Source organism: Methylocaldum sp. MU1018, assembly GCF_053646775.1.
On record NZ_CM132195.1, the window covers coordinates 484,205 to 499,604 of the forward strand.

At 61.0% G+C, this 15,400-nt stretch carries 14 protein-coding genes; 8 read left to right on the forward strand and 6 right to left on the reverse strand.

Annotated features, from left to right (window positions below; translation table 11 throughout):
- Positions 1–2 precede the first annotated feature (2 nt).
- The 6 genes from ACWJKU_RS02285 to ACWJKU_RS02310 all read right to left on the reverse strand — a co-directional run bounded on the left by ACWJKU_RS02285 (position 3) and on the right by ACWJKU_RS02310 (position 7,235).
- On the reverse strand, positions 3–323 hold the full coding sequence (locus ACWJKU_RS02285; RefSeq protein ID WP_454145411.1) for a P-II family nitrogen regulator: 321 nt from the start codon (positions 321–323) through the stop codon (positions 3–5).
- 15 nt (positions 324–338) lie between these two features.
- Positions 339–3,440 carry an efflux RND transporter permease subunit gene (locus tag ACWJKU_RS02290; RefSeq protein WP_454145412.1) on the reverse strand — a complete coding sequence of 1,034 codons (3,102 nt, stop codon included), beginning with the start codon at positions 3,438–3,440 and terminating at the stop codon, positions 339–341.
- A 3-nt stretch (positions 3,441–3,443) separates the two neighbouring features.
- Positions 3,444–4,574, reverse strand: coding sequence for an efflux RND transporter periplasmic adaptor subunit (locus ACWJKU_RS02295; RefSeq protein WP_454145413.1), 1,131 nt, complete (start codon positions 4,572–4,574; stop codon positions 3,444–3,446).
- Positions 4,571–5,827, reverse strand: coding sequence for a TolC family protein (locus ACWJKU_RS02300; RefSeq protein ID WP_454145414.1), 1,257 nt, complete (start codon positions 5,825–5,827; stop codon positions 4,571–4,573). The genes ACWJKU_RS02295 and ACWJKU_RS02300 overlap by 4 nt, the downstream gene beginning before the upstream one ends.
- A 122-nt stretch (positions 5,828–5,949) precedes the next feature.
- On the reverse strand, positions 5,950–6,327 hold the full coding sequence (locus ACWJKU_RS02305) for a hypothetical protein (protein ID WP_454145415.1): 378 nt from the start codon (positions 6,325–6,327) through the stop codon (positions 5,950–5,952).
- A 215-nt stretch (positions 6,328–6,542) separates the two neighbouring features.
- Positions 6,543–7,235 carry a ComF family protein gene (locus ACWJKU_RS02310; protein WP_454145416.1) on the reverse strand — a complete coding sequence of 231 codons (693 nt, stop codon included), beginning with the start codon at positions 7,233–7,235 and terminating at the stop codon, positions 6,543–6,545.
- Positions 7,236–7,310: 75 nt separating this feature from the next.
- On the opposite strand from ACWJKU_RS02310, the gene bioB reads away from it, so the two are divergent.
- From bioB to ctaD, 8 genes are all read left to right on the forward strand, one after another.
- Positions 7,311–8,327, forward strand: a complete 1,017-nt coding sequence (bioB, locus tag ACWJKU_RS02315) for a biotin synthase BioB (protein WP_454145417.1) — start codon at positions 7,311–7,313, stop codon at positions 8,325–8,327.
- A 30-nt stretch (positions 8,328–8,357) separates the two neighbouring features.
- On the forward strand, positions 8,358–9,587 hold the full coding sequence (gene bioF, locus ACWJKU_RS02320; protein WP_454145418.1) for an 8-amino-7-oxononanoate synthase: 1,230 nt from the start codon (positions 8,358–8,360) through the stop codon (positions 9,585–9,587).
- Positions 9,584–10,366 carry a pimeloyl-ACP methyl ester esterase BioH gene (bioH, locus tag ACWJKU_RS02325; protein ID WP_454145419.1) on the forward strand — a complete coding sequence of 261 codons (783 nt, stop codon included), beginning with the start codon at positions 9,584–9,586 and terminating at the stop codon, positions 10,364–10,366. Before bioF ends, bioH begins: the two co-directional genes overlap by 4 nt.
- Positions 10,353–11,198 carry a malonyl-ACP O-methyltransferase BioC gene (gene bioC / locus ACWJKU_RS02330; RefSeq protein ID WP_454145420.1) on the forward strand — a complete coding sequence of 282 codons (846 nt, stop codon included), beginning with the start codon at positions 10,353–10,355 and terminating at the stop codon, positions 11,196–11,198. The genes bioH and bioC overlap by 14 nt, the downstream gene beginning before the upstream one ends.
- Positions 11,189–11,911, forward strand: coding sequence for a dethiobiotin synthase (gene bioD / locus ACWJKU_RS02335; RefSeq protein ID WP_454145421.1), 723 nt, complete (start codon positions 11,189–11,191; stop codon positions 11,909–11,911). Before bioC ends, bioD begins: the two co-directional genes overlap by 10 nt.
- A 110-nt stretch (positions 11,912–12,021) precedes the next feature.
- Positions 12,022–12,531, forward strand: a complete 510-nt coding sequence (locus tag ACWJKU_RS02340) for a DUF2244 domain-containing protein (protein ID WP_454145422.1) — start codon at positions 12,022–12,024, stop codon at positions 12,529–12,531.
- 12 nt (positions 12,532–12,543) lie between these two features.
- Positions 12,544–13,665: a cytochrome c oxidase subunit II gene (gene coxB / locus ACWJKU_RS02345; protein WP_454145423.1), complete on the forward strand. Its 1,122-nt coding sequence runs from the start codon at positions 12,544–12,546 to the stop codon at positions 13,663–13,665.
- A 29-nt stretch (positions 13,666–13,694) separates the two neighbouring features.
- Positions 13,695–15,281: a cytochrome c oxidase subunit I gene (ctaD, locus tag ACWJKU_RS02350; protein WP_454145424.1), complete on the forward strand. Its 1,587-nt coding sequence runs from the start codon at positions 13,695–13,697 to the stop codon at positions 15,279–15,281.
- The last annotated feature ends 119 nt before the right edge of the window (positions 15,282–15,400 follow it).

Consider the following 15,400-nt stretch of genomic DNA (forward strand, 5'->3'; position numbering starts at 1 on the left):
TTTTACTTGATGCGGATCTGCTCGAAGCTCCCGATGTCCGTGATCCAAATGATGCCGTCGCCGACTTGTCCGGTGCGGCTGTTTTCACGGATGATTTCGACGATTTCGTCCACCTTGTCGTCGGGAGCGACGATCTCGATGCGGACCTTGGGCGAAAAGTCGGTCAATTCCTCCCGGATGTTTTGACCGACCTCCGGTTCCTCGTGCTGGCTGCAACCTTCCACCCGGCTCACGGACATTCCCGGAAAGCCGCGCATCCGGCGGAAGGCGTTTCTGAGCTTGCTCAAGCGCTGAGGCTGGATGATGGCTTTGATTTCTTTCATGGCAAATTTCCTCGATCAGGCTTCGATGCGCTTCTCTTCGAACCATCGGTAAAGGGTCGGCAACACGACCAGGGTAAGCAGGGTCGAGGTGATCAAGCCGCCGATCACCACGATCGCCAGCGGGCGCTGGACTTCGGAGCCCGGACCTGTGGCGAACAGGAAGGGCACCAGCCCCAGCATGGCGACGGTCGCGGTCATCATCACCGGCCGGAAGCGCTGCTTGCAGCCTTCGACGATGGCGTCGTTCTGGCTGAGTCCCTCGTCCCGCAGTCCCCGAATGTAAGACACCAGCACCACCCCGTTCAGCACCGCGATGCCCCATAAGGTGATGAAGCCGACCGAGGCCGGAACCGACAGGTATTCCCCGGTGAGAAACAGCGAGAAGATGCCGCCCATCGATGCGAACGGCAGCACCAGGATGATGAGGGCGGCGAAGCGCAGCGAGTTGAACAGCAGGAACAGCAGGAAGAAGATCGCCGCGATGGTGATGGGGATAATCACCATCAGGCGTTTCATGGCCCGTTCCAGGTTCTCGAACTGTCCGCCCCAGGTGACGTAATAGCCCTCCGGGAGCTTCACTTGCTCGGTGACGGCCTTTTGCAGTTCCGCGACGAAGCCGCCCAGATCGCGGCCCCTGACGTTCGCGCCGATCACCAGCCGGCGCCGGGCGCTGTCGCGACTGATCTGCGCGGGGCCGTCCACGACTTCGATGACGGCCAGATCGTCCAGGGGCACCAGGGCGCCGTTGGGCGATTTCAGCAGAATTTGCCCGATCGCCTGCGGGTTGTTCCTGAATTTTTCGGGAAACCGGACCACCGCCGAAAACCGCCGCTCGCCCTCATAAATGTCGGTGCTGACGCGGCCGCCGATCGCGGTTTCGATGATGTCGTTGATGTCGGCCACGTTGATGCCGTGGCGGGCGATGGCCTGGCGGTCGATATCGATGGTGAGATACTGCTGGCCGCTCACCCGTTCGACGCGAATATCGGCGGCGCCTTCGATCGAGTTGAGCACCTTGATGATTTCGTCGGCCTTTTGCTTCAGTACCTCCAGTTCGTCGCCGAACAGCTTGATGGCGATGTCGGAGCGCACCCCGGTCACCATTTCGTCCACCCGGTCCGAAATCGGCTGCGCCATCACGATATTGACGCCCGGCAGCACCGCGAGCTTTTCGCGGATGGCGTCCATGACATCGTTCTGATCCCAGCCCTCCGGAAGCTGGTCCTGGGGCTTGATCGTCACGATCGGGGTGGACTCGTTTTCCGGTTGCGGATCGGTGGGGCTTTCGCTGCGTCCCAGTTGCGAGACCGCTTTGACTACCCCCGGCACTTCCATCACCAGGCGCATGGCTTCGCTCTCCAGCCGGATCGATTCGTCCAGCGACATGCTCGGAACCCGGTTGATGCCGGGCACGATCGAGCCTTCTTTCATCTCCGGGATGAAGGACGTTCCCAGAAACGGGAATAGCAAGAGGCTGCCGGCCAGCAAAGCGATCGCGCTCGCCACCACTTTTCCGGGATTGCCCAGGGCAAAGTGCAGCAGCTTGAGGTAAGGACGCTTCATGAACGCGATGATGCGCGTATCGTGATCGGCCCCGCCTTTGAGCAGGTAGGAGCACAGCACCGGCGACAGGGTCAGCGACACGATCAGGGAGATGAACAGGGCGATGGCGATGGTGTAGGCCAGCGGCGCGAACATCTTGCCTTCGAGCCCGGTCATCGTCATCAGGGGCAGGAACACCAGGCAGATGATGCCGACTCCGAACAGCACCGGCGTGCCCACTTCGGCGGCGGCGCGCAACACGATCATACTGCGGCTCTCGCCGGTTTTCTCGGCCTCGCCCAAGTGGTGAAAGGCATTTTCCACCACCACCACCGAGCCGTCCACCATGATGCCGATGGCGATGGCGAGCCCGCCGAGGGACATGAGGTTGGCCGAGATACCGTAGTGGTTCATCGCCATGAACGTGACCAGCGGCGTGACGATCAGCGTCGCCACTACGATCAGGCTGGAGCGGATGTCGCCCAGATACAGGAACAGCACGATCACGACCAGGAAAATGCCTTCCATCAGGACCTTGGTCACGGTGTGAATCGCCGCGTCGACCAGATCGGTGCGGTCGTAGAACGGCACGATTTTGAGACCGTCCGGCAGCATTCCTTGTTCGTTGATCTCGGCGATTCGTTCCTTGACCCGGCCGACGATCTCCTTGGCGTTGCCGCCGCGGAGCTGCAGAACGATGCCGCCCACCGCTTCCGTGTAGCCGTTCTTGATCACGGCGCCCGAGCGCACCGCATGACCGATGCGCACTTCGCCCACGTCATGGATGTAGATGGGGGTGCCGTCGATTTCCTTGAGGACGATGTTGCCGATGTCCTCCACGTCGTGAATCAGGCCGATGCCGCGGATGAGATACTGTTCGGCGTATTGCGGCAGCTTGCCGCCGCCGCTGTTGGCGTTGTTGAGGGCCAGCGCGGTGTAGACGTCTTTCAGCGTCAGGCCGTAATGACGCAAGCGGTCGGGGTTGGGAAGGACCTGATACTGACGTTCCAGGCCGCCGATCGAATTGATTTCGGCGACGCCTGGAATGCCGCGGAGCAGGGGACGCACCACCCAGTCCTGAACGGTCCTGCGATCGGTCAGTTCTTCTTCGGTCAGTGCGCGCTCGCCGTCGTCGGGCCGCTCCAGCGTGTATTGATAGACTTCGCCCAAGCCCGATGAAACCGGTCCGAGAACCGGTGTAGCGCCTTCCGGCAAGCGTTCCGCCGCTTCGATCATGCGCTCGAGCACCAACTGCCGGGCGAAATAAATATCGGTATCGTCGTCGAACACCAGGACGATCTGCGACAAGGCGTTGCGGTTCACCGAGCGCATTTCGACCAGGCCGGGAAGCCCGGTCATGGCGATTTCGAGAGGAACCGTCACGAAACGCTCCACTTCTTCCGCGGAACTGCCGGGCACCTCGGCCGCCACCTGAACCTGGACGTTGGTGACGTCGGGAAAGGCGTCCACCGACAGATGCTGCATCGCCGAAATGCCGAACGCCAGAAGACAGGTCGCTATGATCAGAACCACCAGCCGCTGCTTCAGCGCGGCGCGGATTAAACTTTCGATCATGGCTTACTCCAGTTCCTTGCGGATACGCTCGTTATTCAGATGGAACGCGCCATCGACGACGATCCGCTGGCCCTCGCTCAGTCCCGCGACGACCCGGCGCAATCCGCCCAGATCCGGGCCCAGGGAGACCGGCGTCAGAACGAACTGGTCTGCGGCCGTTTGCACGAACACGTAATCGCGGTCGTCGGTTCTGACGACGGCCTTGGCCGGGATGTTGAGAGCGGTGATTCGCGGCCGGTGAATGACCATGGTCGCCAGCATCTCCGGCTTGATTTTGCGCTCCGGATTTTCGACCTCCATGCGCACGGTCACCGTACGGGTCGACGGGTTGACGATATCCGCCACGTAAATCACCTTGCCGGTGATTTTCTGTCCGGGCAGCGCCGGAATCTGCACCTCGGCCTGGCCGCCGGTTTCGACCAGATAGGCTTGCTGCTCCGGCGCTTCGGCGACGACCCAGACTTCGGACAGATCGGCGATCGTGAACAAGTCGTCGGCGGGCTGGGCGATCTGGCCGATGGAGATATTCCGCTCGATCACCGTTCCGGACAGCGTGGCCGTGACCTGAACCACCGAATCGATCTGGCCGCTGCGCGACAAGCGTTGAATGGCGTTTTCGCTCATCCCCATCACCGCCAGTTGGTCGGCGCTGGCGCGGAGTTCCACCTCGATCTCCGTTAGCCCGCTTTCGCGCTCGGTGAGTTCCGCGCGGCTGATCACGTCGGCTTCCAGCAGCCGGCGCGCCCGCTCGACCGCCAGACGTTGCAGGTTCATCTGGGTCTTCGCTTTCAAATAGGCCGCTTGAGCGATGCTCAGTTCGGTGCTGTTGATGGTCGCCAGGCGCTGGCCCTGGCGCACGTTTTGGCCGATGAAAGCCGTGATCTCGGTGACTCGGCCGGTTACGCTCGGTCCGACGCGGGCCACCCGGTGTTCGTTCAAGGTGACCCGGCCCGGCAAGTGAAGGGTTTCGCCGATCTCCATGGACGCGACCGGCTCGATCTTGAGCCGTTCGAGCAGCGACGGGGGCGCGGTGACGGCAATCTCGGCAGTGGTCTCCGCCTCTTGGGTCTCCTGTTGTCCGAACGCGGGCCAGACGCCGAGCGCAAGCAACGCAAAAAGTATGGATTTTTTCATAATGGCTGATCCTGATAGTCCTGAGCCCGAAGCCGCTCGATTTCGAGAAGCGCGCCGTTCTTGTCGAACAAGGCGTTGATATAGTCGACGCGCACCGCTTGGAAGGTGCGCTGGGCATCCAAATAATCGAGGATGCCTCGTTCTCCGAGGCGATAGGCGGCTTCCGCGACTTTCAGCGCCGATTCGGCTTCGCGCAGGAGCCCGGATTCGAAGGTCTCGATCTGCTGGCTGGCGATGCGGTAGGCGGTAATGGCGGTGTCCAGTTCGTACATCAGGTTCAGCTGCTGCTGATTCGCTTGAGCGTCCGCCCGCGCCCGGTCGGCGGCGGCGCGCGCGATGGGGCCTTGGCGCTGGTTCCACAAAGGCAGCGGCACGATGAGATCGACCCGCCACTGCTCCAGATGGGGCTCGCGATAGACGCCGGCCTTGACGGTGGGCTGGGGATAGCGCAGCGCCTGCTCCAGTTCTAGCTGAGACTTGGCCCGCTCGATTTCCGCTCGAGCCTGAACCAGGGCCGGGTGATTTTGCAGCACGCTGTCCCGGAGCTTGTCGAGATCGAGCGGAGGCTCTTTGCCGGACGGCAGCTCGCCGACGATTTCCGGATGGGGGGGCAGGGCGCCGCCGATCAGCGCGCGCAGCGCGACTTTGGCCTGTTCGACGCGCAATGCGGCGCTCTCCCGAGTTTTGGTGGCTCCCAGCAGTTCGGCTTCGGCCTTCACCCATTCGTAGCGCGAAGCTTCGCCGACATCGACGCGCAACTTGATCTTATCGCGTATGGACGCCAGAAGTTCCCGGTTGGTTTCCGCCATCCGGAGCAGTTCCTGCTGTCTCAACACGTTGTAGAACGCCTGTTTGACCCGGGTCAGCACGTTCAGGCCGGCGACCCGGTAGGCGGCGCCGGCCGCTTCCACGCCGGCTTCGCCGGCTTCTCGGCGGGGGCGGCGGACGAACGGGAGTTCGATGGGCTGGGCGACATCGACGCCGCCCAAGATGCCGCGCAAGACTTGTGCGTCCCGGGCTACCGATTCGCCTGCCCCGATCTGGAGTTCGGGATTGGGATAGGCCTTGGCGGTGGTCAGATCGCCTTCCGCGCCCTGTATCTGGGCGCGGGCAGCGACAAGTTCGGGATTGTTCTTGATGGCCAGGTCAAGCGCCTGGTTCAGGGTCAAAGGCTCGCCGGCCGCGGCCGATCCGAATACGGCCAGAGCCAGAAGTCCCCCTGTAAAAAGAGATTGCCGTCGGTGCAGAAACATGCATGTCCTCAAGCTTCCGGGGTTGAAACGGGCGCGATCGCGCTGCGGAACGGATCCGGCGCGCTCGCTCGGGCGGACGCTAAAATCAAGGTGAGCCGCCGGTCAAAACGGGAGTCGATGGATCAGCGTCGGCGAGGAGGGGGGACGGTCGGTTCGGAAATCCAGTTCGTGGCTACGGTTTCGGCGGAGGCGGGAATCTCCACCTGAAAATGCGACAACCGATAGTGATAAGAGGACAGCAGATATCGGTCTCGGTCATGACCTTCGTCGTCATCGGCAGGCGACTGACGCTCGGCGGACGGCATCCGATCCTTATAGGGAGCGGGCTCGTCTTTTTCTTGCGCGACAAAATCCGCGGCGGATGCCATGTAAGGAAAATCGATGAGAGACTGAAAGCGGGAGATCAGAATGAGGGCGCAGAACAAGCCGATGATGATGACCAGGCCGATACGTTCCTTGGAAACGGGCTCAGAGGCAGTGGTGGGTTTCCATGGTCGCATTGTTTTTTGAAAGAGGCGGATCGGTCTGTCAGAAAGCGAAAACAGAGTCCGAATTTTACCGGCGGTTTTTCCGGTTTACAAACCGAAGGTTCTTGAAGGCGCGTTTCCAAGGGATGGCGGGCGTGCGGCCCGAAGAATATCGGCGCGCCGGAAAAGACGGCGGCGCAAGACCGGCGAGGGCGGGATGCCGCGTTTCCGATCCGGCCGAAAACGGGTCACGCCCGCGCGCACGCCCAGACATCGATCTTGGCGACGCCGGCCCGGCGCAATGCTCCGGCGAGTTCGTTCGCGGTTGCGCCGGTCGTCATCACATCGTCCAAAATGACCGCATGGCGGTGTTCGACGGGCATTTCGACCGCGAAGGCGTGGCGCAGGTTATTGCGGCGCTGTTTGGCCGGAAGACCGGTTTGGGCGGCGGTCGGGCGGATGCGGCGGCAACTGTTTAGATCGAGCGGAACGTGCAGCCGGCGCGATACCGTGCGCGCGATTTCGATGGCCTGGTTGAAGCCGCGTTGCCGATACCGGCTGCGATGCAGGGGAACCGGCACGATGACGGAAGGCTTTTCTTCCAGCGCCGCCAGCCGTTCCGCCATCAGCGTGCCGAGAAGCCGCGCGCAAGGATAGCGGGCGCCGAATTTCAGCGACTGAATCAGGTGGCGAACGGGCTCTTCGTAACGGAACAAAGCGAAGGCCGCGTCGAAAACGGGCGGTTTTTTCTGGCAGCTTCCGCAGGTTTGCGGAGCGGGCGATTCCAGGGGTAGCGCGCAGCGCGGGCACGCCACCGCGTTATAAGGCAGGGACCGCAGGCAGTCCGGGCAAAGATCGATTCCCGCACGGCCCGGATCCCCGCACAGCAAACAAGTGGGTGGATAGAGCCAATCCTGTATAATGTTCGACCATTTGTTCACGTTTTTCGGTTTTCGCAGTTGACGGCGTTCGGTTGCCGGCCTCGGCCGCAGCCCAAATCACTTTCCGGAGAAGCCATGAAAATAGCAGAAGAGTCTCAGGTGGATTTAGCGGCTCAAGCGTATTTCGAAAATTGCCTGCTGCGCCACGACTGGCGGTTGGACGAAGTCGAGGCCCTATTCGCTCTGCCGTTCAACGATCTTGTCTACCGGGCGCAAACCGTTCACCGGCAAAATTTCGATCCGAACGAAGTTCAGGTCAGCCGTCTCTTGAGCATCAAGACCGGCGCCTGTTCCGAAGACTGCGCCTACTGCCCGCAAAGCGCCCGTCACGATACGGATTTGAAGCGCGAAGATCTGATGTCCCTGGATGACGTGCTGAATGCGGCGCGCACGGCCAAAGCGCAAGGCGCCACCCGGTTCTGCATGGGAGCGGCTTGGCGCAGTCCGAAAGACCGCGACATCGAGCGGGTTTGCGGGATGATCGAGGGGGTAAAGGCGCTCGGTATGGAAACCTGCGTCACCTTAGGCATGCTAACCGACAGTCAAACGCAACGGCTGAAAGAGTCCGGACTCGATTATTACAATCACAATCTGGACACGTCGGAGGAGTATTACTCCAAAATCATCACGACCCGCACCTATCAGGATCGCCTCGACACGCTGGAGCGCGTGCGCGACGCCGGGATTAACGTATGCTGCGGCGGCATCGTCGGAATGGGGGAGAGCGACCGCGACCGCGCCGGGTTGCTCCTGGAACTCGCGAATCTGCCGAAACACCCCGAGAGCGTGCCTATCAATATGCTGGTTCAAGTGGAAGGCACGCCCTTGGCCGGGGTGCCCAAGCTGGATTCTTTGGTTTTCGTGCGGACCGTCGCCGTGGCGCGCATCCTCATGCCGAAGTCGCGAGTGCGTTTGTCCGCCGGACGCACGGACATGAGCGACGAGACCCAGGCCTTGTGTTTTCTTGCCGGCGCCAACTCCGTTTTCTATGGCGAAAAGCTGTTGACTACGGGAAACCCGGCCGCCGAGAACGATAAGCACCTGTTCCGGCGCCTCGGGCTGCGGATGTCCGGATGCGTCGATCGGGCGTGAGTATTTTTCCGGCATTTCGGACGTCGCTGGATGCTCATGTGGCGTAACTGGCTGCGCGATCAGCTCGACGCGATCGAAACGCGAGGGCTTTATCGCCGGCGCCGGGTCGTCGATGGACCTCAGGGCGCCGAAGTCGTCGTCGACGGGCGGCGAGCGATCAATTTCTGCGGCAACGACTATCTCGGGCTCGCCAATCATCCGGCCGTCGTCGACGCCTTCCGGCGAGGAGCCGAGCATTACGGCGCCGGAGCCGGTGCGGCCCATCTGGTTTGCGGCCACGGCCGCGCCCATCACGCGCTGGAAGAAGAACTGGCCGCGTTCACCGGCCGAGAGCGCGCCTTGCTGTTTTCCACCGGCTACATGGCCAATCTCGGCGTGATTTCGGCTTTGGCCGGGCGCGCCGACGAGGTTTTCGAGGACCGGCTCAATCATGCCTCGCTGCTCGACGCCGCGCGGCTCTCGGGGGCGCGGCTCAAGCGTTATCCACATGCCGATCCGGCGGCGCTGAAGCGCGAGCTGGACGTCTCCGCCGGGAAGCGCTGCCTCATCGCGAGCGACGGGGTTTTCAGCATGGATGGCGATCTGGCGCCGATTCCCGCGCTGGCGGCGCTGGCCGGGCGGCACGGGGCCTTGCTGGCGATCGACGACGCCCACGGCTTGGGCGTGATCGGCGACGGCGGGCGCGGCAGTCTGGCGCGGTTCGGGTTGACTCAGGGCGATGTGCCGGTGCTCGTCGGCACTCTCGGAAAAGCGTTCGGGACTTTTGGCGCGTTCGTCGCGGGAAGCGCCGATCTTGTCGAATTCCTGATCCAGCGCAGCCGCACTTACATTTACACGACGGCCATGCCAGCGGCCGTGGCGGAAGCGACCCGGGCCAGCCTGCGCCTGGTTCAGGAGGAGTCCTGGCGGCGGGACAGAGTGAATGCGCTGGTGCGCCGCTTCCGCGCGGGGGGCGCGGAACTCGGGCTGCGTTTCATGCCGTCCGATACCCCGATCCAGCCGGTCGTGGTAGGCGACAACCGGAACGCCGTGGCGGCGAGCGAAAGACTGCGGTCGGCCGGTTTCCTGGTCGCCGCGATTCGTCCGCCGACGGTTCCGGCGGGTACGGCGCGCTTGCGTTTCACGCTCACCGCCGGGCACACCGAAGATCAGGTCGACCGGCTCTTGGCGGCACTGGCCGGTCTGCCGTCCGGGATGCTCGGCCTCGACGGGCCGGAGGATCGCCCGGCAACCGTCGAAGCGGCGGGCGGTTCGAGATGAGAAAGCAAGCGCTGTATCGGGAGACCTTCGGTCATGGCCCGGATCTCGTTCTGGTGCACGGCTGGGGGATGCACGGCGGGATCTGGCGGGATTTCGCCGAAACGCTGGCCGAGAAGCTCCGGATCACCTTGGTCGATCTCCCGGGGCATGGGCGTAGCGGCGCCGTCGACGACTTTTCCCTGGTCGGTCTTGCGGACGCCCTGCTGACGGTCGCGCCGGAGCGCGCCCATTGGCTGGGGTGGTCGTTGGGCGCATTGCCCGTGCTGGATATCGCGGATCGGCATCCGGGCCGCGTCAAAAGCGCGATCATCCTGGCCGGGAGCGCGCATTTCGTGGCCGAAAACGATTGGCCCGGCGTTGTTCCCGGGGCGCTCGCTCAGTTTGCGTCGGATTTGGAAGCCGATTATGAAGGCACGATCCGGCGTTTCCTGGGCCTGCAAACGTTCGGTATGGAGAACGCGAGGCTTCTGGTCAAGGCGCTTGCCGATCGGATGGCGGAGTGTGGGCCGCCGGACCGGGCGGCCTTGCGCGGCGGGCTGGAGCTGTTGCGGCGCGTCGATTTGCGGAATGCATGGCGTCGCTTGAGCATGCCCGGCTTGATTGTTTTGGGCGCGCGCGACCGCCTGGTTCCCAAGGCTGCCGGAGCGTCCATGCAGGCGCTGAATCCTCGGAGCGAAGCGTATGTGATCGGCGGGGCGGCGCACCTGCCGTTCCTTACTCATCCCGGCGAGACGGCGTCGCTCATCACGAATTTCATTGCCCGACATGACGGCTTCTGATGTATTGCAAACAAGCGACCCCGGCTCCGGCTGCCGTCCCGACAAACGCCTGGTCGGCCGCTCCTTCGGTGCCGCCGCGGAGCGTTACGACGGGCTGGCCGATCTGCAACGCTCCGCGGGCGAGAGGCTGCTGTCCCGGCTGCCGGGACTGGGGCTCTCGCCGGATCGCGTCGTGGATGTCGGTTCCGGAACCGGATATCTGACTGCCTGCTTGATGGAGCTCTATCCGAAAGCCGATCTCGTGGCGCTGGATATCGCCGAGGGCATGCTGCGCTTTGCGCGGTCGCGGCACCGCGAGTTGGGGGCGGGGCGGCTGGTGTGCGGCGATGCCGAGGCGCTGCCTTTTCGCGACCGTTCGGTCGATGTTGTGTTTTCCAATGCGGCGATTCAGTGGTGTTCCGGATTCGATCCGGTGTTTCGCGAGTTCAGGCGTGTCTTGAAGCCGGGCGGCATCGCTCTTTTCAGTACGTTTGGCGCCGGAACGCTTCAGGAGCTTCGAGCGGCGTGGGCGTCGGTCGACGATTACTCCCACGTCAACCTGTTCGGCGATTCGGCGGCAATGATATCTTCCCTGCGAGAGGCCGGGTTCGAGGAGCTTGATGTCAGTGCCGAAATCAACCGACTGGAATACGGTTCCGTTTATGACCTGATGCGCGAACTGAAAGGTCTTGGGGCGCACAACGTAACGCTGGACAGGCCGCGCCATTTGACGGCCAAGGGCGCGTTGCGGCGCATGATCGCGGCCTATGAGCGACAATCGGCCGGCAAGGGCATAGCGGCGACTTTCGAGATCATTTACGGCTATGCCGGAGGTCCGGCGGAATGTCTTTGAAGGCGCGCGGCATTTTTGTCACGGGCACCGATACGGGAGTCGGTAAAACCCTCGTATCCGTGGGCTTGATGCGCCTATTGCAAGGCGCGGGACTGACGGTGGCGGGCATGAAGCCGGTGGCTACCGGAGCGTGCTGGCGGGACGGCCGGCTGGTCAACGAGGATGCCTTGTCGCTTCAGGCGAACGCGTCGATCCGATTAGACTACAATCAGGTCAATCCGTTCGTCTTCGAGCCGCCGGTCTCGCCTCATATCGCCGCTAAAAAGGCGGGCCGGGACATAGATTTTCGGCACATTTGCCGGATTTACGAAGAATTGGCCGAGGCTGCCGACTGCGTGGTGGTGGAGGGCGTCGGCGGGTGGGAGGTGCCTTTGAACGAACGGCAAAGAGTGACCGATTTGGCTCTCGCGCTCGATCTGCCGGTGTTGCTGGTGGTGGGATTGCGCCTCGGCTGTCTGAACCATGCCCTGTTGACCCGGCGTGCGATCGAGAGTTCCGGTGCGGACTGCCTGGGATGGGTTGCCAATCGGATCGAGCGGGATTTTTTATTTTTTGCCGAAAACCTCGAAACCCTGGAGAATTCGCTGGGCTGGCCGTTGCTCGCCGCCTTGCCGTTCTACGGCGAACGGATGGCGGAGGGGCAGGATATTTTCCCTACTCGGGCAAAGGATAAAATCTTGCATGCGCTCGGTTCATACGTTACATTCTCGTAGTTTAAACTGCGCTAGCTTCGGGCCGGTTTTTCAGGTGTTTTTGGTTCTCTCTAAACCCGGATGAAAATAGGTGTTTTGGCTCACGAAATGCGCCGAGGTCGGGGGTTCGAATGGTCGAGTCGGAACGGGGCACTGAGTCTGGCAATCAACGATTCGTATTGAAGCCGAACGCATCCCTGAGCGGTCGTCAGGTATCGTTTCTGGTGTTTGGATTCGCCCTTGTGATGGCCGCCATCGCAGGGGGCTTTGCATCGATGGGCGCGTGGTTGGTATTGCCGTTTTCCGGGGCGGAATGGATTGTTTTGGCCTATTGCTTCAAGCTGGGTTTGAGAAGCGGTAGGATTCGCGAAGTCATTACGATCACGGATACCTCGGTTCTATTGGAGCGGGGTTACGGCGCACCGGAGCAGGTCTACCAATTCCAGCGCGCATGGGTGGCGCTCGATTGGGCTGAATCGCCGATAAAAGGGTACCCAAGCCGTTTGTCGTTTCGCTCCCACGGAAAGGAAATTGAAATTGGCCGGTTTCTGGTCGAATCAGAGCGCTCCGCGCTCGCGGGCGAATTGCGAAAGATTTTGTTTGATAGCAAATTAAACACAAAGCATTTCTACAAAGACTGAGGAGAGGGCTCCGTGAATAAAATAAGACGACTGCTTACTGGTTTCGGGTTGGTGTTATGGGGAGAGGCGCAAGCCGACTATGCACTTAACTTGACGCCGGGCGTCACCGAGGTCAGCCGTGATATCTACGGCCTGCACATGTCCATCCTGTGGATTTGCGTGGCGATCGGCGTGGGCGTGTACAGCCTGATGATTTATTCCATCATGCATCACCGGAAGTCCAAGGGAGCGATTCCGGCGCAGTTTCATGAAAACACGAAACTCGAGATCGTTTGGACCGTCATTCCTTTCCTCATTCTTCTGGGTATGGCCATTCCCGCGACCAGCGTCATGGTCAAGGCTTACGACACCAGCGGCGCGGACATGACCGTCAAGGTCACCGGTTATCAGTGGAAATGGCGCTATGAATATCTCGACGAAGGCATCGATTTCTTCAGCGCACTGGATGCCAAAAGTAACGAAGCGCGTCAGTTGGGCGCCAATATCGACCCCGCTTCGATTCCGAATTATCTGCTGAACGTCGATAATCCTCTGGTCGTTCCGATCAATAAAAAAATCCGTTTTCTGTTTACGGCTGCCGACGTGATCCACTCCTGGTGGGTGCCCGATTTCGGATGGAAGAAAGATACCATTCCCGGCTTCGTGACCGACGGTTGGGCGAAGATCGAGAAGCCGGGCGTTTATCGCGGGCAGTGCGCCGAGCTCTGCGGTCGCGATCACGGCTTCATGCCCATCGTCGTAATAGCCAAAACCAACGAAGAGTACAAGCAATGGGTTGCCGAGCAGAAGGCCAAAGCCGAAGCGACCAAGGTTGAAGCGACCAAGAGCTTCACCATGGAGGAACTGATGGCGAAAGGTCAGGAGGTTTATAACTCTAACTGCGCGGGTTGCCACCAGGCCAACGGCGAAGGGATTCCCGGAACTTTCCCGCCGATCAAGGACAGCCCGGTTGCGACCGGTCCGATTGGTGAGCACCTTAACATCGTTCTGAAGGGCAAAGGGCAGATGATGCCGGCATTCGAGGATTCGCTCAATCCCGCAGAAATCGCCGCCGTGGTGACTTATCAGCGGAACGCCTTCGGCAACAACAAGGGCGACATGGTTCAGCCGTCCGAAATCAAGTCGCAACATTAATCGATTAACAGTAGATGAGGTGAAGTGCTATGTCATCGGTAGTGGCAACTCATGATGAGCATCATGACCATGGTCCCGGCAAAGGACTCATGAGATGGGTGTTCACCACCAATCATAAAGATATCGGAACCTTATACCTGGCGACGGCCCTGATCATGTTCCTGGTCGGCGGCGTCATGGCGCTGGTGATTCGTACCGAGCTGTTTGCTCCCGGCTTGCAGTTCGTGGATCCGATGTTCTTTAACCAAATGACCACCCTGCATGCCCTCGTCATGGTGTTCGGTGCGGTCATGCCGGCCTTTGCAGGATTGGCGAACTGGATGATCCCGATCATGATCGGCGCGCCGGATATGGCGCTACCCCGGCTGAACAACTGGAGTTTCTGGCTTCTGCCTTTCGCCTTGGTGCTCCTGGCGAGCACGCTCTTTATGGAAGGCGGTGCGCCGGCGGCCGGATGGACGCTCTATCCGCCGCTATCTCTGCAAGGCGGCGCGCATCTGCCGTTTGCCATCTTCTCCATTCACCTGCTGGGCATTTCATCGATCATGGCGGCGATCAACATCATCGTCACCATCTTCAACATGCGCGCGCCCGGCATGACGCTGATGAAAATGCCGATGTTCGTATGGACCTGGCTGGTCACGGCATTTCTTTTGATCGCCGTTATGCCGGTGTTCGCAGGCGCGGTGACCATGTTGTTGACCGACAAGTTCTTCGGCACCAGCTTTTTCAATGCGGCGGGCGGCGGCGATCCGGTGCTTTATCAGCACTTGTTCTGGTTCTTCGGGCACCCCGAGGTCTACATCATGATCCTGCCCTCGTTCGGGGTGATTTCTGCGATTATTCCGACGTTTTCGCGTAAGCCGCTGTTCGGCTACAGCTCGATGGTTTACGCCACGGGTTCGATCGCGTTCCTGTCTCTCATCGTATGGGCCCATCATCAGTTCACCGTCGGCATGCCGCTCGCCGGAGAGCTGTTTTTCACTTACGCCACGATGTTGATCGCCGTGCCCACCGGGGTGAAGGTTTTCAACTGGGTCTCCACGATGTGGAAAGGCGCGATGACCTTCGAAACGCCTATGCTGTTCGCCATCGGTTTCGTGGTGCTGTTCACGATGGGAGGGTTTACCGGGTTGATGATGGCTATTTCGCCGGCAGACTTGCAGTATCACGATACCTACTTCATCGTCGCCCACTTCCACTACGTGCTGGTGCCGGGTTCGGTGTTCGCGATCTTTGCCGCCACTTACTATTGGCTGCCCAAGTGGACCGGCTATATGTACGACGAGCGATTGGGCAAGCTGCACTTCTGGCTGTCCGCGATCTCGGTCAATCTGCTGTTCTTCCCTCAGCACTTTTTGGGACTGGCCGGCATGCCGCGCCGTATCCCGGACTACGCCACGCAGTTTGCGGAATTTAACGCCTGGTCGAGTGTCGGTGCGTTCATTTTCGGTTTCTCGCAATTGATTTTGGTGTACGTGATCATTAAGGCCGTCCGTGGCGGCGAGAAAGCGACCGATGAAGTTTGGGAAGGCGCGCACGAGTACGGGCTGGAATGGACGTTGCCGTCTCCTCCCCCTTACCACACTTGGACGACGGCGCCCGAAATCAAGTAGGAACGGAGCGGATTAGTCCCCGTCCTTTGAGGACGGGGACACGATTTAAGAAGCCATGGATATTCGAAAAAAGAACGTACTGTTGGCGATTGTTATCGCGCTCATCGCATTGATCCTTT